The following is a 25,439-nucleotide window of genomic DNA, read 5'->3' on the forward strand; positions in this document are numbered from 1 at the left end:
TGCATTACTATATATATGTTGTTCTAGATTTCTAAGCGCTTTTTGAATTTTGAATTACAGATATTTGAAATTTAACGAAACGTCTAGAAATCCGATGCAAATTTAGATATAGTTATGGTAGCGGAATATGCTTACAAATTTGAAAGGAAAAGTAATTATTAGCGCGTAGCCTTTGTAAGAACGAGCAATGTTCCTTACATAACGAGCGTTTTCTTGTCGGTTTTCTTGCACTTATTGAATGGAATTGGTAATTCAAACAGGATGAAAACAAACAAGCGAAGCGAAAGTTAGACAATCTTTTTCATGAATTGCGTTTTACATTCGTGTTGAAATGCATTTGCCAAGAAGAGAGTCGAAGGTGAAGAGGCGCAAAAATAACAGCATCCTTCCTCATTAGTGGGCGAAAATTTGTAAACAATGGCATCGTTCGCGGCCAAACATGTGGGGACTGGCAGTAGGGTTAGCGTATAGCGTAGAGCATGCCAAAATTATGGAGAATAGTGACATTAATTTCTAGCACTGATTATCTTTCTGTACGTTCACGATTCTCTAAAATTGATAACAGCATGACTCAAGTGTTGTAGCGTACATAAACATGAGCTAATCATTTTGGTTTACACATTGGAATTCTTTCTTAACTAAGAATTCACATAGACAGAACCGCAGTCCTGGTAACACATGAAAATACAACAAAGAAAGAGGGGTTTATTAAGCTATGATGAAAGGGCTTAAAAAGTGGCGTTTATTCTCGCTATTAACAGTAATGACAGTTTTCCTTTCAGCATGTGGTGAAGATTATCTTTCGACGCTTCGCCCAGCAGGTCCGGTAGGTCAAGAGCAATTAAATATTTTAATTTTATCTATTGTGATTATGGCATTAGTCGTAGTCGTAGTATCTACAATTTATTTAGTTGCGTTCTTTAAATTCCGCCGTGCTAAAGTAGGCGAAAACCATATGCCGAAGCAAGTGGAAGGAAGCCACACATTAGAAGTTATTTGGACAGTTATTCCGATTATCTTACTATTAATCTTAGCTGTACCAACGCTAAACTCTACTTATAAATTTGCAGATGTTGCTGCAATGGATGAAGTAGATGAAGAAGGCAACAAAACAGCTCTTACAGTGAATGTAACAGCAAAATTATACTGGTGGGAGTTTGAGTATCCAGACTTAGGGATTATTACGGCACAAGATTTAGTCGTACCAACTGGTGAAAAAGTATACTTCAACCTAATCGCTGCAGACGTTAAGCACTCATTCTGGATCCCAGCAGTGGGCGGTAAGATGGATACAAACGTTGATGGTATTAACAAATTCTACTTACAGTTCGACAAAGAGTCAGCTGGATTAAATGAAGGAGAAGGCGTGTTCTATGGTAAATGTGCTGAGTTATGTGGTCCTTCTCACGCATTAATGGACTTCAAAGTAAAAACGCTTGAACCAGCAGCATTTGATGCTTGGGTTGCGGCAATGAAAGCAACAGAAGGCAATACTGCAAGTGCAGATTCAACAGATGTTGGTGAAGCAGCATTCGCAAACTCTTGCCTAGGATGTCACGCTGTATCAGCAGTAGCTGGTAATGGTATGGGTCCAAACTTAACAACATTCGGTGACCGTAACCGCTTAGCTGGTTTCATGGAGCATAATGTTGAAAACACGACTGAATGGATTCTTGATCCTGAAACGTACAAACCAGGTAATACAATGACTGGTAAATATAATGTTACTCCGGAAGAAGCAAAAGCAATTTCAGAGTACTTAATGACATTAACAGTTGAAAAGTAATTTAAAACGAGAGAGAAACTTTGAAGGAGGTTAAAGTTGTGAGCTCTGTTACACAGAAAAAGGGCTTCGGGGCACATGTATGGGACTATTTAACAACGGTCGATCATAAAAAGATCGCCATTATGTATTTAGCTGCCGGTACACTGTTCTTCGCAATTGCAGGATTTGAAGCGTTACTTATGCGTATTCAATTAATGTTCCCAGAAAGTACGTTCATTTCTGCTGGCCTATTTAACGAATTATTAACAATGCACGGTACAACGATGCTATTCTTAGCAGCGACACCGATTATCTTTGCCTTTATGAATGCCATCGTGCCACTACAAATTGGTGCACGTGACGTAGCATTCCCATTTTTAAACTCACTAGGGTTCTGGTTATTCTTCCTTGGTGCGGTATTCCTTCACCTTTCATTCTTCTTAGGTGGAGCGCCTGATGCAGGTTGGACTTCATATGCATCATTATCTTTATATTCACCAGGACATGGTATCGACTTCTATATCCTAGGTTTACAAATTTCTGGTGCGGGTACATTAATTTCTGGTATCAACTTTATCGTAACGATTATTACAATGCGTGCACCTGGTATGACGTTCATGCGTATGCCACTATTTACTTGGACTACTTTAGTATCAAGTTCATTAATTTTATTCGCGTTCCCTCCACTTACTGGTGGTTTATTCTTAATGTTAGTTGACCGTATGTTCGGAGCAAACTTCTTCGATCATACAATGGGTGGTAACACAATTATTTGGGAGCACTTATTCTGGATCTTTGGTCACCCGGAAGTGTATATCTTAGTATTACCTGCGTTTGGATTATTCTCAGAGATTATTCCAGTATTCGCTCGTAAACGTTTATTCGGATACTCTTCAATGGTATTCGCAACAATCTTAATCGGTTTCTTAGGATTCATGGTATGGGCCCACCACATGTTCACAGTTGGTATGGGTGCTACTGCCAACGCAATCTTCGCTGTTGCAACAATGGCAATCGCCGTTCCAACAGGTATGAAAGTATTCAACTGGATTCTGACAATCTGGGGCGGTTCAATTAAAGTTACAGTACCAATGCTTTATGCACTTGGTTTCATCCCGTCATTCGTTGCGGGTGGTGTTACAGGGGTTATGCAGGCAACTGCACCACTTGACTACCAATTACACGATTCTTATTTCATCGTAGCTCACTTCCACTACGTAATCGTAGGTGGTATCGTAACTGCGTTATTCGGTTCAGCTCACTTCTACTGGCCGATTATGTTTAACCGTGCGTTAAATCCGAAACTTGGAGTACTTACTTTCTGGGTATTCTTCATTGGTTTCCACTTAACGTTCTTCGTACAACATTTCTTAGGTTTAATGGGTATGCCACGTCGTGTATTCACATACATGGGCGGCCAAGGCTGGGATCTATTCAACTTAATCTCAACAGTCGGTGCCATGATGATGGGTGTCGGGGTAGTATTATTAGTAGTCGATGTATTATTATCGATTAAATCTGAACCAGTTAACAAGCGCGATTACTGGGGCGATGGTCGTTCACTTGAGTGGGCAATCGAAACGCCACTACCATTCTATAACTTTAAACAAACGCCACTAGTGCGTGGATTCGATCCATATTGGATTGAAAAAGAAGAAGGTAACAAAGAAGGTATGGTATATGCTGAGCCACTAGGCGAAATTCACATGCCAAATAACTCAATCTTACCTTTAGTTATGTCAATTGGTGTATTCATCGCTGCATTTGGTGCGTTATATAGCCCATGGGGTGATCAAGTTCAAGCAGGTACAGCTACAGGTGCATCACCAGCAGTATCATTAGCGTTACTTATCGGAGGTTTAGGCTTAACGGTTGGTTCTATGATCGCTCGTTCAGTAAAAGACGATTTAGGATTCCATGTAACAGTTGCTGAAGTTGAAGCAATTGAGACAGATTTAGCAAACTACCGTGCAAAAGGAAACAAAGGGGGTAACAAGTAATGGATATTAATCAAAAATTTACTCCACAAACTTGGCCAAAACACCCTGAACAGGCTACACAAGAAGGGAAAAACAAGTTAGTTGGTCTTTGGATTTTCCTAGCGTCAGATACAGTTTTATTCGCGAGTGTGTTTGCTACATACATCGCTTTAAAAGACCATGGTCCAGCAGGTATGGAATTTGCTGCAAAGGATCTTTATGAATTACCATTAGCATTTATTATGACGATGTTATTATTAACATCTTCATTAACATCTGTATACGCAATGTACCATATGAAGAACTACAACTGGAATGGCGTTCGTACATGGATGGGTATTACTGTATTATTAGGGTTAGCATTCTTAGGTTTAGAAATCTACGAATTTAATCACTATGTACACATTGGCTTTGGTTACACACAATCGGCATTCTCATCTGCATTCTTTACGCTTGTAGGGATGCACGGTTTACACGTAATCATTGGTTTGGTTTGGATTACAGGCTTAATCGTCCGTAACGGTGGTCGCGGACTGAATCTTTACAACGCGCCGAAGTTCTATGCCGCTTCATTATACTGGCACTTTATCGACGTTGTATGGGTATTCATCTTCACAGTAGTATATCTGATGGGAGTGTTGGGATAATGGCACACGGAACTCATGTAGAAGTACGTACTCCAGCTCAATATGAATATGATAAAGCTCAGTCTAAAGCGCATATGCGTAAACAAGTAGTAAACTTTGCGATTATGATTTTCTTAACTTTTATCGCGTTTGCTGCAGTGTTAGCTGAATTTGCACCTACCTTTATCATTCCAGTCATTTTATTATTAGCTGGAATCCAAGTAGTATTACAACTTTATGCTTTCATGCACTTAGAAGACCGTTCTACACACATGGTTGGTGTAATCGAATTCTTCATTTGGAGTGCTGCCTTCATCGCGTTTACGTTCTTTATCGCGTTCACAACAATTATTTGGTGGGGTTAATAAGCAAAACAAACACGTCCTTAGCATCTTGCTAAGGGCGTTTTGTTTGTGGAAGCAATCAATTTTTTAACAAATATCAAAAATACATGTTTGAATTCAATCAATTGTCATAGATATTCCATTGAAGTTATAAATTTCCCATTTTATAATGAACTTACTGATGTTTAAAGGAGCATGGTTATATGCCAATAAGTATTTTTGGTTTTCAAGCGTTATGGAGTCCATACTTAGTAGGGACGCTTTTACTCGTGACGGTGATCTATTTTTTAGTAACAGTAAAATGGCAACACAAATTCGCAACAAGTGAACCATTAAAGAAAAGTGAAGCAATTAATTTTATCCTTTTTATCATTTCGTACTATATTATAAAAGGCTCGCCAATTGATTTATTAGGTCATATTATGTTCACGCTGCATATGACACAGATGGCCTTTTTATTATTGTTAGTACCGATTTTCTTTATTAAAGGGATTCCAGCTTGGATTTGGAAGATTGTTGTGGAAGCGCCGGTCGCACGTACAATTTTTAAAATTTTTACGAAGCCTTTAGTAGCGATTATTTTATTTACAGGATTATTTTCTGTTTACCATTTACCGCTTGTATTCGATACGATTAAACTAAATGAAGCGTTACATATGCTGTATACGATGATTTTATTCCTTTCTGCAGTATTCATGTACTGGCCACTATTGAACCAGGTAGAAAATCAGACTGAAATGAATAACATGAGTAAGCTGGCATATATTGCGGGCAATGCGGTTTTAATTACACCGGCTTGTGCGTTAATCATTTTCGCATCTGGCCCGATGTATGGTACATATAGTGATGGTGACATGTGGATGAAAGCGATGGCGCTTTGTGTGCCTTCTGATACATTATCAAGTCTTAGCTTATCAGGACCAGAGCTGTTTTCGAATATGGATTTAGTGAGTGATCAGCAAGTTGGTGGCGTACTAATGAAAATTATTCAAGAAATTATTTTTGGGATCATTTTATTCCGTATTTTCCGTAAATGGTGGAATACCGAGCGAGCAAATCCGGAAGAAATTACAGAAAATGCGTTAAAAGAGTTTCAAAATAGAACTCGCTATCAATAAAATGATAAGATAGAATACAGCATGAGGTATCATGTTTGTAAAAAATGAGACATAATTTTAGATTGGGGATTTGAAAAATGGGCGTACCTATTTTACCTACAATCAGCACGGCATTTATTGTCATTAGTGCTGTTTTAGTAGCAATTGGCTGGGTGCTAATTGCGCAAAGAAAAGTTGAAGCACATAAAAAAGTGATGTTCGCAGCTGGTGTATCAGCGCTAATCTTCTTTATTATTTATGCGTCACGTACAGTGTTTATCGGAAACACGGCTTTTGGTGGTCCAGATGATTTAAAGGGCTATTATACGTTCTTCTTAGTTTTCCATATAACATTAGCGACAGTTGGTGCAGTATTTGGTTTAACAAGTTTATTCTCGGGTTATAAAAATAACATGAAATTACACCGTCGTATCGGTGCGATTACAAGTATTATTTGGTTCTTCGTAGCGATTACAGGGGTTTTAGTTTACTTATTACTTTATGTATTTTATGAAGGCGGAGAAACAACGTCGGTATTTAAAGCAATTTTAGGCTTCTAATAAAGAGCTTCTCATACATTGTGTGAGAGGCTTTTCTTTTTTTCGATTAAATATAACCCATTTTATTTTAAACTTTGTCATCCTGAATTGTGGGGATAGGCCAAAAATAAAAAAGCTGGATAGTAGAGACCAGCTTTTTAGCGTGTATTAAATCCCGTATGCAGATAATTCTTTGCGAACGTTAATTAATACTTTTTCACATTCTTTTAGTAAATGCGAAGGGAATACTTCGTCTGTGTATTCAACACCATGTGGATAGTAGTATTTACCAAGTGCTGGTTTTTGAATGTTTAAAGTTGCATTGTGTCCACCAACATCACCTGATACAGCGTCACAGAAAACACGTAAGTAGAAACGGCCTTCTTTCACGTCGTATTTACGGTCAAATGTCATACGGTCATAATCCCATGCACCATGACATTCTAAACCAAATTTACCCATTACTGTTGTTAAAATTTCTTGATCCACTTTAACATTTTCCAGTTGTGTATTTTCAATATACATTTCATTATCCTCCTTTTTCCTATCGTACATAACTATACGGTCAAATTTAATAATAGAACAAAATGGTAAATGTTTCAATGACAACATTGTGTCATCGTGACCAAAATTGGTATAATTAAACTTAACAAAATACGACAATGGAGGGTTTTATGAAGGCCTTATTTCAAATCTTGATTATCGCTACATGTATTGGGATTGTTGTATATTATACAAATGTGGAGCCTTCGAAAACAGAATTATTAGAAGGGCCAACAGCGATTACCAAACCAGTATTAGAAACAGCATCCGTACAAAATGATATCGGTGGCTTGCCTAGGCCTGATACAGGTATTTCCATTTTTATTGGTGATAAAGAGAAAGAGATTTTGGATAATTACGGTAAGCCTTTGCGTGTGGATCCATCTGAGTTTGGCTATGAATGGTGGGTGTATGAAAAGAATGCAGCACTATTAATGGTTGGAGTTATGAACGGGGAAGTTGTACAAATTTATACAAATGACGTGAATGTTAATACAGCGCCTTATCTGATTGGCGAGTCGATTGATGATATTTACCGGCATACCATTTTGGAGCAAGAAGTAACCGTTGAAATTGGGGATAATCTCTATATCGTTGCAATGAGTGAGCAGGATATGAAAAATCGTTTGTTAGTAAAATATGAGGATCTATACATACAGCTTTATATCGATCGTGATCACAATACGTTATATGCGATACGCTTTATTGATGGTGCAACGTTAGTATTACATAAAACCTATGAAATGCAGTTTGTTGGGGAGCTTGTTGAAGCAAGTACACCATCAAGCTATGCACAAGTTGCTATTAATGCAGCAGTTGGTCGCCAATTAACGGAATTAACAAATGCTTTTCGTGTAAAGCAGCAATTACCAAAACTAGATGAATCCACTCTATTAGCAGAGCTAGCGCGTGAACACAGTGAGCAAATGGTTTTAGCGTCAATGGAATCACAAACAATCGAATCAGATTTTGATTTGAGTGCTCGGCTACAGGAACGAACTATAAGCTATGAGCATTTAGGTGAAAATGTAGCGGCCAATTATAAGGATTCCATTGAAGTTTTACATGGCTGGATAAATTCTAAAGAACACCGAGCGCTTTTATTAAGCGAAGATTATACACAAATCGGGTCCGGTACCTATGTGAATTACCATACGCAATTTTATATGCACTAACTAGTAAAAAAACGTTACGTCTTAGTAGCGTTTTTTTATTTGGTTCATACAGTAAGGTAAGGAGTGTGAGCGGTGCAATTAGCAGAGCTATTAAATGATTGGCCTTGTACGGTAAAGGGCTCTGTGCGGTGTGAAGTGAACAGCATAGAAGATTACGCTAGTCATGTAACGGCTGGTACGCTTTTTGTTGCAAGGAAGGGCCAGGTTTCGAATGGACTTCATTATATTGCGCAAGCGATTTCCAATGGTGCAGTCGCCATTGTCGTTGATGACGAGCATTATTTTAATATGACCAAGTTAGCCGTGCCACTTATTTGGGTGCCGAATGTATTAAGTTTTTTAGCCTATAGCTGTGCAAAAATAAATCGTTTCCCTGCAGAAGCGTTAACGGTTATTGCGGTGACTGGAACGAATGGGAAAACGACAGTTACACATTTTATCGGGCAATTATTGCAAAGGCAAAAGCAACAAGTGATGGTGATTGGTACGAATGGCGTTTATATTAACGGAGAACGCTGTGAAGAGCATAAGGTATCGTTAACAACGCTACAGCCAAAACAAATGCAAGCGTTATTTCAAGAAGCGGTGAGCAAAGAAATTGGCTACGTCGTACTAGAAGCTTCATCGATTGGCTTACAAAAGCACCGCTTAGATTATTGCGATATTGACGTGGGTGTATTTTTAAATGTAACGGAAGATCATTTAGATGAACATGGTAGCTTTGAAAATTATAAATTAGCCAAACAAATCTTAGTGACATTGGCCAAACAAGTAATCGTCAACGGGGACGATGCGATTTGTCGGTCAATTGGCTTTACGAAAAAAGGCAAGAGAAACTTTTTTGGGAAAGGGCAGCATGTCGATTATTTTTACCAAGCAATCTACGAAGGGAATGCGAACACGACATGTCTTGTACAACATAAGGATGAAAAGTATGTTGTACACATTCCGTTTGTCGGGGATTATCAATGTGCCAATGTATTAGCAGCAATCAGTACATTAGCACAATTAGGTTTTTCACTTGAACAATTATGTCGTTATAGCGAAACACTTAACCTGCCTGAAGGACGATTTGAGCGAATTGAGAACGCGAGAGGCATTGATATTATTATTGATTATGCCCATACACCCGATGCAATGAAACAAATACTGCAGGCAGTCAAAAAACAAACGCGGCAAAAGGTAATTGTTGTTTTTAGTTGTGGTGGTAACAGGGACCGGGAGAAGCGCCCGAAAATGGGGATGATTGCATCAATTTATGCCAATAGCATTGTGTTAACAACTGACAATGCGCGAAATGAAAGTCCGCAAGCTATAAATGCACAAATTCAGCAGGGCTTTTCGTCTACGCAAATTTTTAAGGAAGTACTGGACAGGAAGCAAGCTATTTTTACAGCATTAAATGAAGCGGATGAAGGCGATAGTGTAGTTATTTTAGGGAAGGGGCATGAAAAGACACAACAAATTGGTGATGTACAAAGCAACTTTTCAGATAAGGAATGCGTACTTGAATTTTTAAAAGTAAACAACACGAGTAGATAAACGATAATTGATTTTCGAAGTGTTTCTGTTATGATTAAAGAAGATTGGAGGAATTAACAATGCTCATGACTTCAGATTGGATAATGATTTTAGATGAGGTCGATGAATTAAGCGCCATGATTCTTTCTTCTACACAAGCACAAACCTATCGTAGTGCGCATAAGGCAGTGTATGAGGATGAAGCATTGAGTGCTCAAATTAAGGCCTTTCAACGATTAAAAGATCACTATGAGGATGTCCAACGTTTTGGAAAATATCATCCTGATTACCATACAATTATGAAACAAATTCGAACAGAAAAACGTGCACTTGACCTAAATGAACAGGTGGCTATGCTGAAGATAGCGGAAAATGAATATCAAGATTTACTTGATGAGATTAGCTTCATTATTGGCCGCTCTGTTTCAGAGGCCGTAAAAATTCCAGCAAGCAACCCATTTTTCGCGAGTACTTCGTCTTGCGGTACGAGCTGTGGTACAGGTGGCGGCTGTTCTTGTTCGGCATAATTTGTTCCTGTTTCATTACAAAAAGTGTCCCTAAAAATTATTTAGGGCACTTTTTTGTTTGTTCAACAAGAAAAGGCTGCTCCAAATGAATTGTGCAGCCTTTAGCTTATTTCTTAGTTTGTTTCTTCGATTAGCGCGGCAATATCAGGGCGGTTTGTGATGATGCCCATTGCCCCTTGTCGTAATAGACGATTCATTGCCATAAGATCGTCAATATTGCTATAAATTGTTGGAATGTTTAAGTCTTCTAAAAACTTCACAAAGCGCGGTGAATCGTAGTTGAATACACCTGATTTTAACGGTAAGACAAATAAATCTACCTTAGGGTGATACAGATGTCCAAATTGACTTGTGAACGCCGTCATCGCCTTTTTGATATCGCCTTCACCAGCGCCTAAAGCGATGCGGTTTTGTGCATATAAATTAAAGCGATCAATTTGTTCGCTATATGGACTTGTTACGAGAATTTGATATTGAATATCTAATTCTTCGATTAAGCGCCATAGTTTTGAAGGCATTAAACTCCCTTCATACGTGTCAGGGCTATCTTGAATCGAGACGATAAATAGCTTGTCTGGATAAGCCTCAAACAGTTCTCGTAATGTGACAACCGATACCGTTTCCTCTTCATAAGGGCGTGTTCCGTCGATTGTTTCGAAATAATAACCAATATTTAATTGTTGTAGTTCTTCTAATGTTAAATCTTTAACTGCGCCAGCACCGTTTGTGATGTGGTCAACCGTTGCGTCGTGGAAGGCGATAATTTCTTCGTCCTTTGTTAGGCGTACACTAACTGCAAATCCGTCGACGTTGTGCTTGCTTGCTTGTTCAAATGCAAGTCGTGAGTGTGCAGGAGCTAATGCAGCGCCCCCGTGCTGTGCGATAATAATTGGACGTTCAAATTGCAATGCTTCTTTAGATTCGCGTTTTTGTGGCTTCGAAATAGCTTTGGACCCTGCCCATGCCGCAGCACTCGCTGCAGCGATTGCTAAAGCAACTTTTGTTTTCTTACCCATTAAATTCGTCCTCCTCTAACCGTACATTCCTATTATTTAAAGTTTTAAAAATAGAGTGGTAAACGTGCATGAACGCATGGAGTATGAATCGGCACTCTACTAGCTCTTATTATAACGGATAACGGGGCATACTGTCTAAACTCTGTTGCTATCAATTTGCACATTTGGTATTCTTTTAATGGATAATGAAGTAAAAATTTTGCTTAAATGCACAGGGAAACCGGGTCGTTTTTTTTATAAATGTGGAAATGTCCATAAGAAAAGAGGGATTTTATATGAATGAAAGACAAGGCTTAATTGTTTACGTCCATCAATTGAAGCATGCGAAATCATTAAGAAAGTACGGGCATGTGAATTTTATTTCGCGTAAATTGAAATATGTCGTGATCTATTGTAATCAAGAGGACTTGGAAGCGCTGAAAACAAAAATACAACGCCTTCCATTTGTGAAAGACGTTGTAGAGTCATACCGACCATTTGTTAAAACGGAGTTCGAAAATGCAAAGCCGGATAAGGCAAAGGAATACGATTATAAAGTAGGCCTATAGCTTTTTGGGTATTAGTGCATAGGTGGAATATAATGATTTAATCGTAAAATACCAATTAAGTATTGATAATATTGATTTGTTTCCGAAAAAATAGATGAGTGCTTCACTTCGAAAATATTTTCAAGTTGTCCAGCGTCTTTAACGGTTTGCTTGAAAATGTCGATGCGCTTCGAAGGTTTTTCGGCACTATATGGGATACCTTCACGGCAAATATAAATAGGCATGAATTTACTTTCACCAGCTGGTTTAAATGCTACAGCAAGAGAAGCAACTAGTTGGCCGTTATGATTAGCAGTGAAGATGAACGCGTTATGGAAACGGTTTTCGTTTGATTTAACAAGCTCACAAAGCTCATAAATGTCACCATAGCCTTGACCAAGTTCGATAAATTGTTGAATCATTATGACACATCCTTTCTTTACAATAGTATCATGATGCAGGAGGGAAGAGCACATGAAAATTGCAGTAAGTATTTTTTCGTTTTTAGCAATTTTAATTGGAACCATGCTTTTTATGCAGTTCCAAGTATATTCGGATGAAGTGGGCTCGATTGAAAAAGGCTACAATTACTCACAGGAAATCGAAATTGTGTATCATGGCGATAGTTTAGATATTCGTCAGCACTTTAAAAATTTACCGACAGAGGAAATTAGCATTCAGTGGCCAAAAAATTCAGTGAATCCGAATTGTTTTATTGAAAATGAGCATAGCTGTGCGCGCTTAAGTGAAGACTCTTTGAAGTTTAAAGAAGGCGAAACACGTGCGCAATCGATTTCGTATGTCATTCCGTTAGAAAAAGGCTTACAATCCGGTAAGCTGATGAAAGATGTGTTTGCGACATTAAAAAATGGCGATGTCCAATTTTCAACGGTACATATTTCCGCGCAGCCGGATGTTTTGGGTGAGTGGGTAACAGGCTTACCGTTAATTGGCGAACAAAAGTTAACATTGGTAAATTACACAATGTTTAGCGGTCGCGGTGCGGTAAAAGATTTGTTCTGGCAAGATGGTCTCTTAGATTTACAACAACAGACAGATGTGTTGTCGATTTATTCAAAAACAGCATTAAAGCCAGCGTTTTATGAAAAACTTAAAAATGTAAATTTTTTAAGTGATGATTATTTCGCAATCATTAATGGGACGAATATTGATGGATTAGATGGTTATCGCATGCTATTCTTACCAAACATTACAGTATCGAAATTACAACAAACGGTTATTATTTCACAGCTTGACTCGATGTATAATTTCGGAGATAGCCCGCATTGGGTAAAAGAATTAGTGGCCTCGTATTTAACGGGCACGGTGTTTGGTAGCGATAAAACAAAAGAAGTGGCAGCGGGGATTACAAATCAATTAACGGATGCCCAATTAGCAGATTGGGTAGTACGACTTCAGGAATTAGAAGGGGAAGCGATGAACCCGAAAGTACTAGATGAACAGCTATCAGACATTCTTGGTGCATCGACAATGTATGTGTCAATGAATGCAACGACTGAAGGTTCGTATCCGTTCTTATTCAATGACCCACGTGATATTTTTGTAAACTTGCATAAACAAGAAACGATTCAAGTGGTCTTAAAAGACGGTGAAGTATTATATTCTGCGGATTCTTTATTAAATGCGTTAGGATATGATGTGAAGACGGGCGAAAACGGGTATTATGTAACAAGTGAAACACGTGCGTTCCGATTCCCGCATGAGCCAGGCTTCTATGTATTTAACCAACGTCGTTATAATACGGTATCGATGCCGATTAAAACGGTTGCGGGTCAGTACTTTATCGAAGAGGCGTGGCTACAACGTCTATTTTTAGTCGAGCTAACGAAATCGGGTAAACGCATTACGATTACAGCACCTCAAGAGCAACAATAGACGAAGAAAGATTGGTGAAAACATGCGCGTAGTAGCAGGAGATCGAAAAGGAATGCCTTTAAAGGCCATTACAGGCGATACGACTCGTCCAACGACAGATAAGGTAAAGGAATCGATTTTTAATATGATTGGACCGTTTTTTGATGGCGGTACAGCAGTTGATTTATTTGCTGGTAGTGGTGGACTTGGCATTGAGGCATTAAGTCGTGGGGCAGCGCATGCGTTATTTATAGAAAAGGATAGTCGCGCTTTCCAGGTGTTGCAAGAAAACATTAAAAAGTGTCGCTACGAGGATGTGTCAGAACGGTTCCGCGTAGACGCAACACGCGCGGTGAAGGCGTTGTTAAAGCGTGATATTGAAGTGGACTATTTATTCGTTGATCCACCGTATCATAAAAAAGAATATTATGATTTAGTCGAGGCACTTGTAGAAGGCGGGAAATTATCACAGCAGGCGATTATTATGTGTGAGCATTCGCGAGAAGTAAGCTTGCCAGAGAATTACGGGGTGTACCGCTTAGTTCGACAAGAAACGTATGGAAGTACGATCATCTCGATTTATCGTTACGAAGAGGAAGAGGGAGAAGTCGAGTGACTGAAAAAATAGCTGTAGTACCGGGCAGTTTTGACCCGATTACAAAAGGGCATTTAGATATTATTCGTCGTGCTGCAGATGTGTTTGATGTAGTTTATGTAGCTGTGTTAAATAATTCAGCAAAACAGCCACTATTTTCGGTAGAAGAGCGTACAGCGCTTATTCGGGAAGTAACAAAGGACTTACCAAATCTTCGCATCGAAACGTCTTCAGGCTTATTGATTGACTATGCACGCAAAAAAAATGCGAAGGCCATTGTGCGCGGGTTACGTGCGGTTTCTGACTTCGAATACGAAATGCAAATTACATCAATGAACCGTGTACTTGATGAAAATATCGAAACATTTTTCATCATGACAAAAAATCAATACTCGTTTTTAAGCTCGAGTATTGTGAAGGAAGTCGCAAAGTACGGCGGCGATGTAAGCGAGCTTGTACCGGCAATCGTCGAGCAAGCGTTAAAACAAAAATTTAGTAACAAGTAAGCTTTTGCGTAAGAAGGGGTTGTTTCCTTTTTGCGCAAAAGCTTTTTTACATAAAAAAGAGTAGATATAACAGTGGAATGCAGAGGCTATAAAGGGCGCGTAATGCAATATAAGGACGAATCGAGAGCCCGGCTGTTCGTGCAATGACAATTACCTGCAAGTGAATGCTGAGGCCCTGTGTCGTTAAAAGGACAACACAACAAAAAAGCAATAAATCTCCAGACAGATGCTGCTGAACTGTTGCAAGTCCATTCGTCATTTCAAGTAAGCTCGCTGTGAATAATTTGAATGCGAGAGGGACATTCGTGAATTGTTCAAGGCTGTAAATGACGACATGATAAATCGTTGTAAAAAAAATAAGTGTAATGGCAACAGTTAGGATAGTAGGGGCGCTATCGCGAATACTATTTGTGAAAGGTGTCGCTTCTTTTTTTAACGGAATGAGCTGAGAAGAATCGCTACGGATGACAGGGTAAACGATAGTTAATAAGCAAAGGGAAAAACTATGTATTAACAGTAAGTAGTACCAACTAAATGTAGTGGACTGCAGTAAATCTTGTCCGACAAATCCAAATAAAAACAAAGGGCTAGGACTATGGCAAATGCCGAGCAAATAAGCTGCCTGATGCTTTGTGATTGCCTGTTGTTTCGTCAGTTGTACAATTGTTGCAGCACCCGTAGGAAAGCCACCAATCGCGCTAATAAAGTACGTTTGTAAAAACGTGAAATAGGAAACAGTAGAAGAAGTTGCGCTTATACGAATGAGCCAGCTCGTCAAAATTAAATACGGTAGCAAATAAGGGAATAGGGCTTCCATGAAAAGTGTATAGCCCAAATCTGCACCTGCATGTGTGACTTCTGGAAATAGCAAAAGTAAGCTAATGAGTAGTAAGCATAAAAGGATTGTCCAAATAATTATTCATCCTTTACAAAATTTTGTCATTCTTTCGTTCAGATGCTACACTAATTGTATGCAATTAGATGTTTATTTAGTCTTTCACTGATTTTGGAGGCGTTTATATAGAATGAATAATAAAGCGAAAATATCATTAGGAATCTTTTTTATTGTGTTAATGGCATTATCATTTTATCGATTGGATTATTATATTACCAAACCGGGTGGTACATATGACGTCAGCGATTTTTTAGCCGTTCAGCAAGGTGACGAGGACGATGAGGGTGCCTTTTATATGACAACGGTTGCGATGGGTCAGGCAACACCGATTACGTACGCGATGGCTAATTTTACGGACTTTTACGATGTGGTGAAAATTGCTGATGTGCGTCAAGAAGAAGAAGACGACGAAGAATACAATATACGTCAATTAAAGTACATGACTGATTCACAGTTTAATGCCACATATGTTGCGTTTAACCGTGCTGGATTGGATTATCAAATTACGTATAAAGGGCTTTATGTATTAAATGTACTCGCAAAAGGGGCCGCAGATGGTGTATTAAAGCCAGGCGATGAGATTGTCGAGGCAGACGGACAGCGCATTATGAGTTTGGAAACCTTCCACGACATCATTACCCCGAAAACAAAAGGGGACCAAATACGCCTTGTCGTGAAGCGTAATGACAAATTAATCGACGAAACGTTAGCGATTAAAGAAATTCCAGGTGGAGATGGCCGTTACGGGATTGGCATTACGTATTCGGAAAGTAAATCGATTAAAACCGATCCAAAGGTAACAGTGAAAACTGAAGACATCGGTGGGCCTTCAGCGGGCCTAATGTTTACGTTAGAGCTGTTGAACCAGTTAATTGATCAGGATATTACAAAAGGTTACGAAATTGCGGGTACCGGAGAAATGCTAGAAGATGGTACAGTAGGACGCATTGGTGGGATTGAGAAAAAAATCGTCTCTGCCGATAAAGAGGGGATTGCTATTTTCTTCGCGCCAGATGATGAAATAACAGAAGCGATGCTTGAGTATAACCCAAACATCGAATCTAATTACCAAACAGCGAAAAAAACCGCTGAAAAAATCAAGACGGATATGAAAGTCGTGCCGGTCAAAACCATTGACGATGCACTCGACTATTTAGAAACGTTACAACCGAAAAATTAAACGCGAATAGGCGGAGATTTATAATCCTCGTCTATTTTTATGCGTGAAAATTGCGCCATCCCTTGTTGGTACATTTGCGTAGCATGTAAATCAAGCGAGAGTACCGGGTCGCTAACAGCACCGACACGACTAATCAGCGGTAAGGTAAGTGACTTTTTAATGCTTGAAATATATGCCTGCCCTTCTTTGGTCATCCCTAAAATACGGATGTAGCTCGGTGTTGTCGTTTGGTGAAGCTGCTCTTTTGTTATACCGGTAAAAATATGTGTGATCATGCGTTGAAGCCTTGTCCACGTATAGCGTTTTGATTTTAATGCATTCATAAACTCAGCGTAAGAATTACTGGCAGCTGCATGTTTAATAAGTGAATTTTCAAGTCCTTCGGTAACATCAGCATATGCTTTTAGTTGCTGTGGTATATGGCGTAAAATCGCATATTTTAACAGTGGCCAAAAATTTTCCCAACTCGCGAATTGCCCGTGCGTTTGTTGCCAAATCGCAAGCTGTTCTACACTGGATTTCGGTAAAAATTGTGTGACTTGTTGCAAGTTTTGTCCGCCAAATAATGCTTGTCGAATACCGGTCGCACTTGCAATCGAACTAGCTGCATCGATCGCATCATGATAACCAGCCGCAATGCGCTGAATCGTAGCGGGCTGCATCTTGCACTTGTGTGCTTTTATTGCCTCCACATAATGAAATCCTAAAATGTTATTCGGCTGCGCTAAATCGATGTATGTGTTTTTATAAAGTTGTGTAAGCTGTTCGTAAGCAATAAATAATGCTTGCGGATAGCTTTTGCCTTGCTGAACATGTTCTTTAATAATGGCATTGTAATCGTCGCGATTTTTTTCAATCACTTCATACGTATTTAAAAAAGGTGTAATTGTTCCTTGTTCACTACCAAAGGCAAGATGCGTGCATTTCATCGCTTCTAAAAGCTGGACGGCGCCGGATGCAAACAGGCTTGCTTGCGCGGTACTGAAAATGTAAGGAAGCTCAATTACGATGTCTACACCGCTAGCTAGCGCCATTTTTGTGCGATGCCACTTGTCAACGAGTGCGGGTTCGCCTCGCTGTAAAAATTGCCCGCTCATGACGGCAATCGCAACCTCTGAATGGGTTGTTTTTTTTGCCTCCGTTACATGGTGTAAATGGCCATTATGAAAAGGATTGTATTCAACAACGATACCTACAGCTTGCATAAAATTCCTCCTTACGTTAGAATAGTTTCTTATTGAATTCATGATATTTTAGTGAATGTTGTGCGTCAATATGATAGAATGTAACTTGATTATAAGCACCTTTTTAAAGAGTGACAAGAAATTATCTTGACATCTATTTTTGTAAGCTATATAATCAACAGTGTTGTCTCGAGGTGATAAACGAATGAAATGGTCAATTCATCAATTATCGAAGTATCGAAAAGACGGAATGCCACTTGATACTTATGTCGAGTTGCAGGAAGTAATGACTCGTAACGGAGATATTCGCAACGTTTCACCCGTTCATGTAAAAGGGCTATGTACTTTTGGTGCATCGCAAATGACTTGTCAATTAACGATTAGCGCTACATTGACGCTTCCATGTGCTCGCACGTGGGAAGATGTTGAATATCCTGTGGAAATCGAAACAGTTGAAATTTTCAGCTGGGTTGATGCAGAAAACCGTGGGGATGTTGAAGGCGATATCCATTTTATTGATGGAGACGTGATTGACATGAAACCAGTTCTTGAAGAATTAATTCTTCTCGAAGTGCCGATGCAAGTATTCAAAGAGAATACCGAAGGACAAGTGCTAGGTGGTAAAGACTGGTCCTATTCAACGGATGAAGATGTAGAAAAAGCTAAGGAAGTTGACGAACCAAAACTGGATCCAAGACTGGCTGCTTTAGCTAAGTATTTTGATCAAACAGATGAATAACTATCTGTAAGGAGGTGCCAATAATGGCTGTACCAGCTAGAAGAACTTCTAAAACTGCAAAAAGAAAGCGTCGTACGCATTTCAAATTAGCTTTACCAGGTATGGTAGCTTGCCCAAACTGTGGAGAAGCTAAATTATCACACCACGTTTGCAAAGCTTGCGGACAATACAAAGGTAAAGAAGTAGTAGCAAAATAATTCAGTATTTTGCTCAGATAAGACTAGTGAAGAGACCATGGCTCTTCACTAGTCTTTTTTCTGTTGGGTAAGAATATATAAAATTTTACCGTTATAGCAGTGTCTAGGTATTCGCGCCAGCCCCTCGGACATTTCGAACCCACCTGCAAAAGTGGAGGAGTGTTTACTTTTGCGTCGGGTCCTCCAATGCCTGTCGGGGCTTAAAGGGCGCGAATGCGCTTTTCTTATAAGTTATTGTAAAATCATTTCTTCTCGCGTACTATTAATATTATTAGAAAATTTCATTATTTAGTCGAACAATGAATAGCCTAATGAATGTTGATCATAATTTTGGGGGATGATGGAATGGATTACTTAATTCAACAAGAAGATGGGATTTTAACGTTTACGATTAATCGAGAAGAAAAACGAAATGCTATAAACTATGCCGTAATGGATGGTTTAAAAGAAGTGATTACATACATAAAACAACATGATGACGTGCGCTTTTTAGTTATTACTGGTGCTGGTGACAAGTCATTTTGTTCGGGTGGGGACTTATCGGAGTTTCATAATTTAGAAACAGAAGATGAGGCGTTCGGGATGCTGAGCAAAATGGCGGAAATTTTATATGAAGTGGCGACATTACCCGTACCAACAATCGCGCTCATTAATGGAACGGCGGTAGGTGGGGGCTGTGAAATTGCGACTGCCTGTGATTTCCGTATAATGGCTTCTCACGCAAAAGCAGGCTTTATTCAAGGGACGCTTGCGATTACATCTGGCTGGGGTGGCGGAACGTACCTATTTGAGCGCGGACTACGTCATGACCGTGCGTTAAAAATGCTTGTGGATGCAAAACCGTATGACGCAAAAACACTTTATGATATTGGTTGGGCGATGCGTGTCTACATTGAAGGTACAAAAGAGCAAGCATTGGCGGATTTTATTGAACATATGGCGAAAATTCACCCATCGGTTCATCAAGCGTATAAAGAAATTGAACTACGTAAATGGCGTGAACGCAATATGTATGAGCGGGTCATGGAGGAAGTACGCTTATGTGCAAAGCTTTGGGAATCAGAAGCGCATCATGAGGCGGTTCAAAACTTTTTAAATAAAAAAAAATAACATCATCCAGTTACGACGAAAACTATTTTTGTCGTAACTTTTTTCATTTCAAAGTCTATTTTAATGCGCGCGGCATATAGTAGTAAAAAATATGAGGTGGTGCATGAGGTGGAGTCGAAAAGAAGAAAAGATCAATGGACGATTGAAGATGATGAAAAACTTGCGGAAATTGTCATTCATAATGTACAAAATGGACGCACGCAGTTAGAGGCATTCGAACAAGCAGCTGGGGCGTTAAATAGGACGAAGCAGGCCTGTGGTTTTCGCTGGAATAAAACACTACGTACGCAATACGGACAGGTGCTAAATAGTGTGCGCAAACGTCCAAAGCAATTAATGCGCAGTCATTTGAAATTAGCATTAACCAGCTTTGAGGAGTTGACAGAAGCGTACAATGATTTAGAGATGAAATACTCTGAATTACAATCGGAGTACGATAAAATGCAAAAATGGTTGCAACAAGGAAGCACTTTGATAAAAGAAAAGGGTTAAAGATAGAAAATATTATATTATACGAGAAAATATTTGTAATTAAATTTGAAGCTAGCTTACAATAGAACTAGAAACAGTGCGCGACTTTGCGCAAATATCTTTCTAAGGGGGAAATTTTATGACACAGGTAAAAGCACAAATGGCAGGAACAGTTTTCGAAGTGAGTGTAAAAGAGGGAGATAGCGTAACGAAGGGGCAAACATTAATTATTTTAGAATCAATGAAAATGGAAATCGCGCATGACTCAGAAACGGATGGCACAGTAGAGAAAGTGGTTGTTGCTGAAGGGGATTTTGTAGAAGAAAATGATGTGTTAGTTGAACTAGCTTAAGTGACGGGGGAAACGACAATGCAACCAACTTACAATGAGTACTTACAGCAAAAAATTGACACAATTTATGCAGGTGGCGCTCCGAAATATCATGAAAAGCTAAAAGAAACAAATAAATTATTTGTGCGTGATCGCTTAACTTTATTATTTGATGAAGGTGTATATGAAGAAGACGCTCGCTTTGCAAACTGTGAAGCAGGGGACTTACCAGCAGATGGTGTTATTACTGCAATCGGGCAAATCGATGGGCAAACGGTGTGCGTCATGGCGAATGATTCAACAATTAAGGCAGGCTCTTGGGGCTCGCGTACGGTTGAAAAAATTATTCGTATCCAAGAAACGGCAGAAAAACTACAAGTACCAATGCTGTATTTAGTCGACTCGGCAGGTGCGCGTATTACCGATCAATTAGATATGTTCCCAGGGCGTCGTGGGGCTGGGCGTATTTTTCATAACCAAGTGCGAATGAGTGGGATGATTCCGCAAATTTGTATTTTATTTGGCCCGTCTGCTGCGGGTGGTGCTTATATTCCAGCGTTTTGCGATATTGTCATTATGGTTGATGGCAATGCGTCGATGTATTTAGGCTCACCACGTATGGCGGAAAAGGTAATCGGTGAAAAGGTATCGCTTGAGGAGATGGGGGGTGCGCGTATGCACTGTACGGTTAGCGGCTGTGGGGATGTGCTTGCCGAAACAGAACAACAAGCCATTGCTGAGGCGCGTCGATACATGAGCTACTTCCCGGCGAATTTTGCTGAGTTTCCGCCAATGAGTGAAATAAAAGCCCCAATTAAAGGGCGAACATTAGAAGAAATTATTCCGGAAAATCAAAATTCACCGTTTGATATGTATGAAGCAGTTGACCAATTGATTGATGAAGGAAGCTTCTTTGAAATCAAAAAGCTATTTGCACCAGAGTTGATTACAGGGTTAGCACATATTGACGGAGCGGTCGTAGGGATTATTGCGAATCAGCCGAAAGTAAAAGGTGGCGTGCTATTCGTTGATTCCGCAGATAAAGCAGCGAAGTTTATTACGCTCTGTGATGCCTTTTCAATCCCATTATTATTTTTAGCGGACGTGCCAGGTTTTATGATTGGTACAAAAGTCGAAAAGCAAGGGATTATTCGTCACGGTGCAAAATTTATTTCAGCAATGAGTTCAGCGACTGTACCAAAAATTTCGGTTATTGTGCGTAAAGCGTACGGCGCGGGGTTATATGCGATGTGTGGCCCAGCATTTGAACCAGATGCAGTCATTGCCTTACCAACAGCGCAAATTGCTGTAATGGGCCCTGAAGCAGCTGTAAATGCAGTGTATTCAAATAAAATCGAAGCCATTGAAGATCCGAAAGAACGCATGCAATTTGTGAAACAAAAAATCGAAGAGTATAAACAAGAGATTGATTTATACAAATTAGCGTCGGAAATGGTAATTGATGATATTGTGGCACCAAAAGAGCTACGCGATGTATTAATTCAACGCTTTGGGTACTATAATTCAAAGCAAATTACATTGTCGTATCGAAAACATCCAGTCTATCCAGTATAATAATGTTAGCTAAAGGTCTGTCTTGAAGGCAGACCTTTTTAATTCGAAATAAATTTGAGGTATAATACATGCGAATTGAAATTATCGGAGCAGGTGCGGTAGGGTTATTAATGGCGAGCTTTTTTATTGAGCAACAAGCGGATGTCACATTCGTGCTACGACGTCAGCTGCCTAAAGAACAAAAAATCACGCGAACAAATAGCGATGGCACCGTGACGGACAATTTACGAGTCTCGGTAGCGACAGAACTTTCGGGCAAAGCGGATCTAATTATTGTAGCGGTTAAATATGGCGACTTGCAAAATGTGTATGCACAGCTAAGAACTAGTGATGTGACAATACCGGTGCTGTTTGTACAGAATGGATTAGCGCATTATGAGGAGGCGTTGCAATTACCGCAGCTCCATCTGGCGTTTAGCTCAGTCCAATTTGGTGCACAAAGGCTAGAAATGTTCCATGTAGCGCATAAGGGGATTGGTGTGATGAAGCTAGCTGTAGGTCGCGGGGATGAAGTGTTATTTCTACCGCTGCTAAATTACGCGCAACATCAGCTGCCCGTTGTGTTTGAGGTAGATGCAGAGGCGATGCTACTAGAAAAAACGCTGTTGAATTGCTTTATCAACCCATTAACGGCTATTTTACAGGTGAAGAATGGTCAATTAATTACTGAAAACAATGCTTTTCAATTGTTGAAAAATTTATATAATGAAATAACAACTGTCTTTCCACAATATGGGCAAGTATTTCAATTCGAACAAGTTGTCGCACTTTGTGAAAAAACAGCAACGAACACCTCTTCTATGCTTGCGGACCGTTTAGCAGGAAGGGTAACGGAAATTGATACAATCGTAGCGCCTATTTTAAGAAAAGCAACACAGCAAAATCAGTCAATGCCCGTGTTGCAAACATTCTATTTGCTTGTTAAAGCTTTGGAGGAGAGCGGTGAAAAAATGTGATATTATTTCTTCAGTTCATATTAGCAACCATAATCATCTTTCCGATAATCGCTTTTATTTTGACGCTTATTATTTGTCGGAAGTTCAAGTTGAAAAAACATAAAGCTATCGGATTAGCATCAGATGTGACGACGGTCATTTTACTATTCTCGGTTCCTGTAGCAATTCGTAGTTTATGGGGACAGTCTATTTGGATTTTAATGCTCGTGGTCCTGTTAATCCTCGCGATTATCTTTACATACCTAGATTGGCGAACGAAAAAGGAAATTGAAGTGCAGCCGCTATTAAAAAAGATTTGGCGCGTTTATTTTTTACTACTAAGCATTGCATATTTCACGGTATGGATTATAGGGATGACGCATTCAGTCATGATTTTTATGATGATCGATTAAGAGCATATTCTTTTTGTTGTGGCTAATTTATCGATACAATAATGAGAAAGAGTTAAAAAGTAAAATACATTACAACTGAGTAGAGTGAAGCAGAGGAGAATTTTAATGGAACTGGAACAAATTCAAGCCCCAGTCAACAATCAATTATTAGCAGATTATTGGTCGAAGGATACGGCGATTCATACGTTCTTTGATTATGCATACAATAACGAAGCATTTGTTGCACGTGCAGCGTATTTAAAAAATCGCCACTATCGAACAAAGGAATTAGCGCATATTATTCGTGATTATATGCAGCCTTTCGGGATTTCAACGCAAACCGAAAATCATTTACAACAGTTGGAGCGAGGGGCGCTTGTTGTCGTTGGTGGGCAACAGGCTGGGCTATTAACAGGACCATTATATTCTGTGCATAAAGCGATTTCGGTCATTTTATTGGCAAATGAAAAGCGCACACAGCTAAGTACAGACGTGGTACCAATGTTCTGGATTGCTGGGGAAGATCACGATATCGAAGAAATTAACCATACGTATACGATTGTCGATGCACAAGTGAAAAAACGAGGCTATAGTGAGCGTTCAAAATTTAAAACGATGGCTTCTACTACAGCGTTCAATCAAGAAGCACTAACACAGGTGATTAAAACGACTTTTAAAGATTTCGGTGAAACGGAATATACAGAAAGTTTGCTAGAAAGTGTGTTAGTCCATGCAAGTGAAAGTACAACATTTACAGATTTCTTTAGCCGCTTAATGAATGATTTATTTGAAAATCATGGCTTATTGATGCTTGATGCTACATTCGCACCGTTTCGTGACTATGAAAAGGCCTATTTTACCGCACTTATAGAATGCAACGAAGAGATTGCGCATCAAGTAGTCGCGCAAGAACAAAAGTTAGCTGATGCGGGTTACGCAAAACCGATTGAAGCAACACAAAATAATGCGAATTTATTTTACGTAAAAGAAGGCGAACGCTTTTTATTAGAGCGTAAAGAGCAGCATTTTAAAAATGTGTCGGCGCATGTGAACTTTACAAAGGACGAGCTACTAAAATTAGCAAATGACAATCCACAAGCACTAAGTAATAATGTGGTGACACGTCCGTTAATGCAGGAGATGACGATTCCGGTGCTTGCCTTTGTTGGTGGACCTGGTGAGTTAGCGTACTGGGCAACATTAAAACCTGCATTTCACGCGTTACAGCTGCAAATGCCTATTTTTGCACCACGCTTAAATATTACACTTGTGACACGACAAGTGCAGGCGTTATTAAAAGAAACAGAACTAACGGTAGCTGAAGCGCTTGCGAATAAAGTTGAACAGAAATTAGCAGACTATATCGAACAAATTCGTGATGATGAGTCCGAGCAATTTATTGAAACGATGCAACACCAACTACAGACGCAATATGAGCAATTCGAAATGCAATTAAAAGGCCGTTACCAATTGAATGGTCTACTTGAAAAGAATATGGATTATCACAAACGTCAATTTGATTATTTACAAGCAAAAATCGAACAGCAAAATATCGAACAACATGCTGTGGCGATTCGTCAGTACAATACAGTAACGGCACATCTAAATCCAAATAAAGGATATCAAGAACGTGTTTATAGTCCTTACGTCTACCTAAATGAACACGGTAAGACATTGATTGACGAATTGTTAGCATTACCAATGGGTATTTCTAACCAACACAAAGTCGTCTATCTTTAATTAATTAAGAGTTATCTCATATAGAGGTAACTCTTTTTTGTGTCTTTTGACACCA

General features: G+C 39.3%; 28 protein-coding genes. 23 read left to right on the plus strand and 5 right to left on the minus strand.

Going from position 1 to position 25,439, the window contains the following annotated elements:
• Positions 1 to 715 precede the first annotated feature (715 nt).
• The 6 genes from coxB to NSQ62_RS03615 all read left to right on the plus strand — a co-directional run bounded on the left by coxB (position 716) and on the right by NSQ62_RS03615 (position 6,371).
• Positions 716 to 1,786: a cytochrome c oxidase subunit II gene (gene coxB, locus NSQ62_RS03590; RefSeq protein ID WP_341322563.1), complete on the plus strand. Its 1,071-nt coding sequence runs from the start codon at positions 716 to 718 to the stop codon at positions 1,784 to 1,786.
• A 38-nt stretch (positions 1,787 to 1,824) separates the two neighbouring features.
• Positions 1,825 to 3,765, plus strand: coding sequence for a cbb3-type cytochrome c oxidase subunit I (locus tag NSQ62_RS03595; RefSeq protein ID WP_341322564.1), 1,941 nt, complete (start codon positions 1,825 to 1,827; stop codon positions 3,763 to 3,765).
• Complete coding sequence (locus NSQ62_RS03600) at positions 3,765 to 4,391, plus strand: cytochrome (ubi)quinol oxidase subunit III (RefSeq protein ID WP_341322565.1); 627 nt, start codon at positions 3,765 to 3,767, stop codon at positions 4,389 to 4,391. Before NSQ62_RS03595 ends, NSQ62_RS03600 begins: the two co-directional genes overlap by 1 nt.
• The gene (locus NSQ62_RS03605; RefSeq protein WP_341322566.1) at positions 4,391 to 4,735 is read left to right on the plus strand and encodes a cytochrome C oxidase subunit IV family protein; all 345 of its coding nucleotides are present in this window, start codon (positions 4,391 to 4,393) and stop codon (positions 4,733 to 4,735) included. Before NSQ62_RS03600 ends, NSQ62_RS03605 begins: the two co-directional genes overlap by 1 nt.
• A 182-nt stretch (positions 4,736 to 4,917) precedes the next feature.
• Positions 4,918 to 5,832 (plus strand): cytochrome c oxidase assembly factor CtaG, encoded by a 915-nt coding sequence (gene ctaG, locus NSQ62_RS03610; RefSeq protein ID WP_341322567.1) that lies wholly within the window; start codon positions 4,918 to 4,920, stop codon positions 5,830 to 5,832.
• A gap of 77 nt (positions 5,833 to 5,909) precedes the next feature.
• Positions 5,910 to 6,371 carry a DUF420 domain-containing protein gene (locus NSQ62_RS03615; RefSeq protein ID WP_341322568.1) on the plus strand — a complete coding sequence of 154 codons (462 nt, stop codon included), beginning with the start codon at positions 5,910 to 5,912 and terminating at the stop codon, positions 6,369 to 6,371.
• Positions 6,372 to 6,518: 147 nt separating this feature from the next.
• Here the strand turns inward: NSQ62_RS03615 and NSQ62_RS03620 are convergent, their stop codons facing one another.
• A complete protein-coding gene (locus NSQ62_RS03620; RefSeq protein ID WP_341322569.1) occupies positions 6,519 to 6,875 on the minus strand; it encodes a YugN family protein in 357 nt (118 codons plus the stop codon).
• 149 nt (positions 6,876 to 7,024) lie between these two features.
• Between NSQ62_RS03620 and NSQ62_RS03625 the strand changes: the two genes are divergently transcribed.
• From NSQ62_RS03625 to NSQ62_RS03635, 3 genes are all read left to right on the plus strand, one after another.
• Positions 7,025 to 8,068 (plus strand): CAP-associated domain-containing protein, encoded by a 1,044-nt coding sequence (locus NSQ62_RS03625; protein ID WP_341322570.1) that lies wholly within the window; start codon positions 7,025 to 7,027, stop codon positions 8,066 to 8,068.
• A 72-nt stretch (positions 8,069 to 8,140) separates the two neighbouring features.
• On the plus strand, positions 8,141 to 9,610 hold the full coding sequence (locus tag NSQ62_RS03630; protein ID WP_341322571.1) for a UDP-N-acetylmuramoyl-L-alanyl-D-glutamate--2,6-diaminopimelate ligase: 1,470 nt from the start codon (positions 8,141 to 8,143) through the stop codon (positions 9,608 to 9,610).
• A gap of 59 nt (positions 9,611 to 9,669) precedes the next feature.
• Complete coding sequence (locus NSQ62_RS03635; RefSeq protein ID WP_341322572.1) at positions 9,670 to 10,116, plus strand: YlbF family regulator; 447 nt, start codon at positions 9,670 to 9,672, stop codon at positions 10,114 to 10,116.
• Positions 10,117 to 10,229: 113 nt separating this feature from the next.
• Here the strand turns inward: NSQ62_RS03635 and NSQ62_RS03640 are convergent, their stop codons facing one another.
• Positions 10,230 to 11,132 carry a glycerophosphodiester phosphodiesterase family protein gene (locus NSQ62_RS03640; RefSeq protein WP_341322573.1) on the minus strand — a complete coding sequence of 301 codons (903 nt, stop codon included), beginning with the start codon at positions 11,130 to 11,132 and terminating at the stop codon, positions 10,230 to 10,232.
• A gap of 275 nt (positions 11,133 to 11,407) precedes the next feature.
• Between NSQ62_RS03640 and NSQ62_RS03645 the strand changes: the two genes are divergently transcribed.
• The gene (locus NSQ62_RS03645; RefSeq protein ID WP_341322574.1) at positions 11,408 to 11,680 is read left to right on the plus strand and encodes a YlbG family protein; all 273 of its coding nucleotides are present in this window, start codon (positions 11,408 to 11,410) and stop codon (positions 11,678 to 11,680) included.
• An 11-nt stretch (positions 11,681 to 11,691) separates the two neighbouring features.
• Here NSQ62_RS03645 and NSQ62_RS03650 read toward each other — a convergent pair whose 3' ends face one another.
• A complete protein-coding gene (locus tag NSQ62_RS03650; protein WP_341322575.1) occupies positions 11,692 to 12,081 on the minus strand; it encodes a methylthioribose kinase in 390 nt (129 codons plus the stop codon).
• 52 nt (positions 12,082 to 12,133) lie between these two features.
• On the opposite strand from NSQ62_RS03650, the gene NSQ62_RS03655 reads away from it, so the two are divergent.
• From NSQ62_RS03655 to coaD, 3 genes are read left to right on the plus strand one after another with little or no spacing between them, the layout of a single operon-like run.
• Entirely contained in the window at positions 12,134 to 13,555 is a 1,422-nt protein-coding gene (locus NSQ62_RS03655; protein WP_341322576.1) for an RNA polymerase II, read from the plus strand.
• A gap of 22 nt (positions 13,556 to 13,577) precedes the next feature.
• Entirely contained in the window at positions 13,578 to 14,150 is a 573-nt protein-coding gene (rsmD, locus tag NSQ62_RS03660) for a 16S rRNA (guanine(966)-N(2))-methyltransferase RsmD (RefSeq protein WP_341322577.1), read from the plus strand.
• Positions 14,147 to 14,635 carry a pantetheine-phosphate adenylyltransferase gene (coaD, locus tag NSQ62_RS03665; protein ID WP_341322578.1) on the plus strand — a complete coding sequence of 163 codons (489 nt, stop codon included), beginning with the start codon at positions 14,147 to 14,149 and terminating at the stop codon, positions 14,633 to 14,635. Before rsmD ends, coaD begins: the two co-directional genes overlap by 4 nt.
• 46 nt (positions 14,636 to 14,681) lie before the next feature.
• Here the strand turns inward: coaD and NSQ62_RS03670 are convergent, their stop codons facing one another.
• Positions 14,682 to 15,506: a hypothetical protein gene (locus tag NSQ62_RS03670; protein WP_341322579.1), complete on the minus strand. Its 825-nt coding sequence runs from the start codon at positions 15,504 to 15,506 to the stop codon at positions 14,682 to 14,684.
• Positions 15,507 to 15,660: 154 nt separating this feature from the next.
• Between NSQ62_RS03670 and NSQ62_RS03675 the strand changes: the two genes are divergently transcribed.
• A complete protein-coding gene (locus tag NSQ62_RS03675; RefSeq protein ID WP_341322580.1) occupies positions 15,661 to 16,710 on the plus strand; it encodes a SepM family pheromone-processing serine protease in 1,050 nt (349 codons plus the stop codon).
• On the opposite strand, the gene NSQ62_RS03680 is transcribed toward NSQ62_RS03675, so the two are convergent.
• Positions 16,707 to 17,915 (minus strand): nucleotidyltransferase, encoded by a 1,209-nt coding sequence (locus tag NSQ62_RS03680; RefSeq protein WP_341322581.1) that lies wholly within the window; start codon positions 17,913 to 17,915, stop codon positions 16,707 to 16,709. The genes NSQ62_RS03675 and NSQ62_RS03680 overlap by 4 nt on opposite strands.
• 184 nt (positions 17,916 to 18,099) lie before the next feature.
• Here NSQ62_RS03680 and NSQ62_RS03685 point away from each other — a divergent pair, with 184 nt between their 5' ends.
• The 9 genes from NSQ62_RS03685 (at position 18,100) to bshC (ending at position 25,384) form a co-directional block, all read left to right on the plus strand.
• A complete protein-coding gene (locus NSQ62_RS03685) occupies positions 18,100 to 18,633 on the plus strand; it encodes a YceD family protein (protein ID WP_341322582.1) in 534 nt (177 codons plus the stop codon).
• 23 nt (positions 18,634 to 18,656) lie between these two features.
• Entirely contained in the window at positions 18,657 to 18,830 is a 174-nt protein-coding gene (gene rpmF / locus NSQ62_RS03690) for a 50S ribosomal protein L32 (RefSeq protein ID WP_341322583.1), read from the plus strand.
• A 345-nt stretch (positions 18,831 to 19,175) separates the two neighbouring features.
• Entirely contained in the window at positions 19,176 to 19,940 is a 765-nt protein-coding gene (locus NSQ62_RS03695) for an enoyl-CoA hydratase/isomerase family protein (protein WP_341322584.1), read from the plus strand.
• A 108-nt stretch (positions 19,941 to 20,048) separates the two neighbouring features.
• On the plus strand, positions 20,049 to 20,432 hold the full coding sequence (locus tag NSQ62_RS03700) for a transcriptional regulator (protein WP_341322585.1): 384 nt from the start codon (positions 20,049 to 20,051) through the stop codon (positions 20,430 to 20,432).
• Positions 20,433 to 20,550: 118 nt separating this feature from the next.
• The gene (locus NSQ62_RS03705; RefSeq protein WP_341322586.1) at positions 20,551 to 20,763 is read left to right on the plus strand and encodes a biotin/lipoyl-binding carrier protein; all 213 of its coding nucleotides are present in this window, start codon (positions 20,551 to 20,553) and stop codon (positions 20,761 to 20,763) included.
• A gap of 18 nt (positions 20,764 to 20,781) precedes the next feature.
• Positions 20,782 to 22,317: an acyl-CoA carboxylase subunit beta gene (locus tag NSQ62_RS03710; protein WP_341322587.1), complete on the plus strand. Its 1,536-nt coding sequence runs from the start codon at positions 20,782 to 20,784 to the stop codon at positions 22,315 to 22,317.
• A 68-nt stretch (positions 22,318 to 22,385) separates the two neighbouring features.
• The gene (locus NSQ62_RS03715) at positions 22,386 to 23,273 is read left to right on the plus strand and encodes a 2-dehydropantoate 2-reductase (protein ID WP_341322588.1); all 888 of its coding nucleotides are present in this window, start codon (positions 22,386 to 22,388) and stop codon (positions 23,271 to 23,273) included.
• Positions 23,270 to 23,665: a DUF3397 domain-containing protein gene (locus NSQ62_RS03720; protein ID WP_341322589.1), complete on the plus strand. Its 396-nt coding sequence runs from the start codon at positions 23,270 to 23,272 to the stop codon at positions 23,663 to 23,665. Before NSQ62_RS03715 ends, NSQ62_RS03720 begins: the two co-directional genes overlap by 4 nt.
• A gap of 105 nt (positions 23,666 to 23,770) precedes the next feature.
• Positions 23,771 to 25,384 (plus strand): bacillithiol biosynthesis cysteine-adding enzyme BshC, encoded by a 1,614-nt coding sequence (bshC, locus tag NSQ62_RS03725; RefSeq protein WP_341322590.1) that lies wholly within the window; start codon positions 23,771 to 23,773, stop codon positions 25,382 to 25,384.
• Positions 25,385 to 25,439: the final 55 nt, after the last annotated feature.

The sequence above is a fragment of the Solibacillus sp. FSL H8-0523 genome, from assembly GCF_038051985.1.
Taxonomy (GTDB): domain Bacteria; phylum Bacillota; class Bacilli; order Bacillales_A; family Planococcaceae; genus Solibacillus.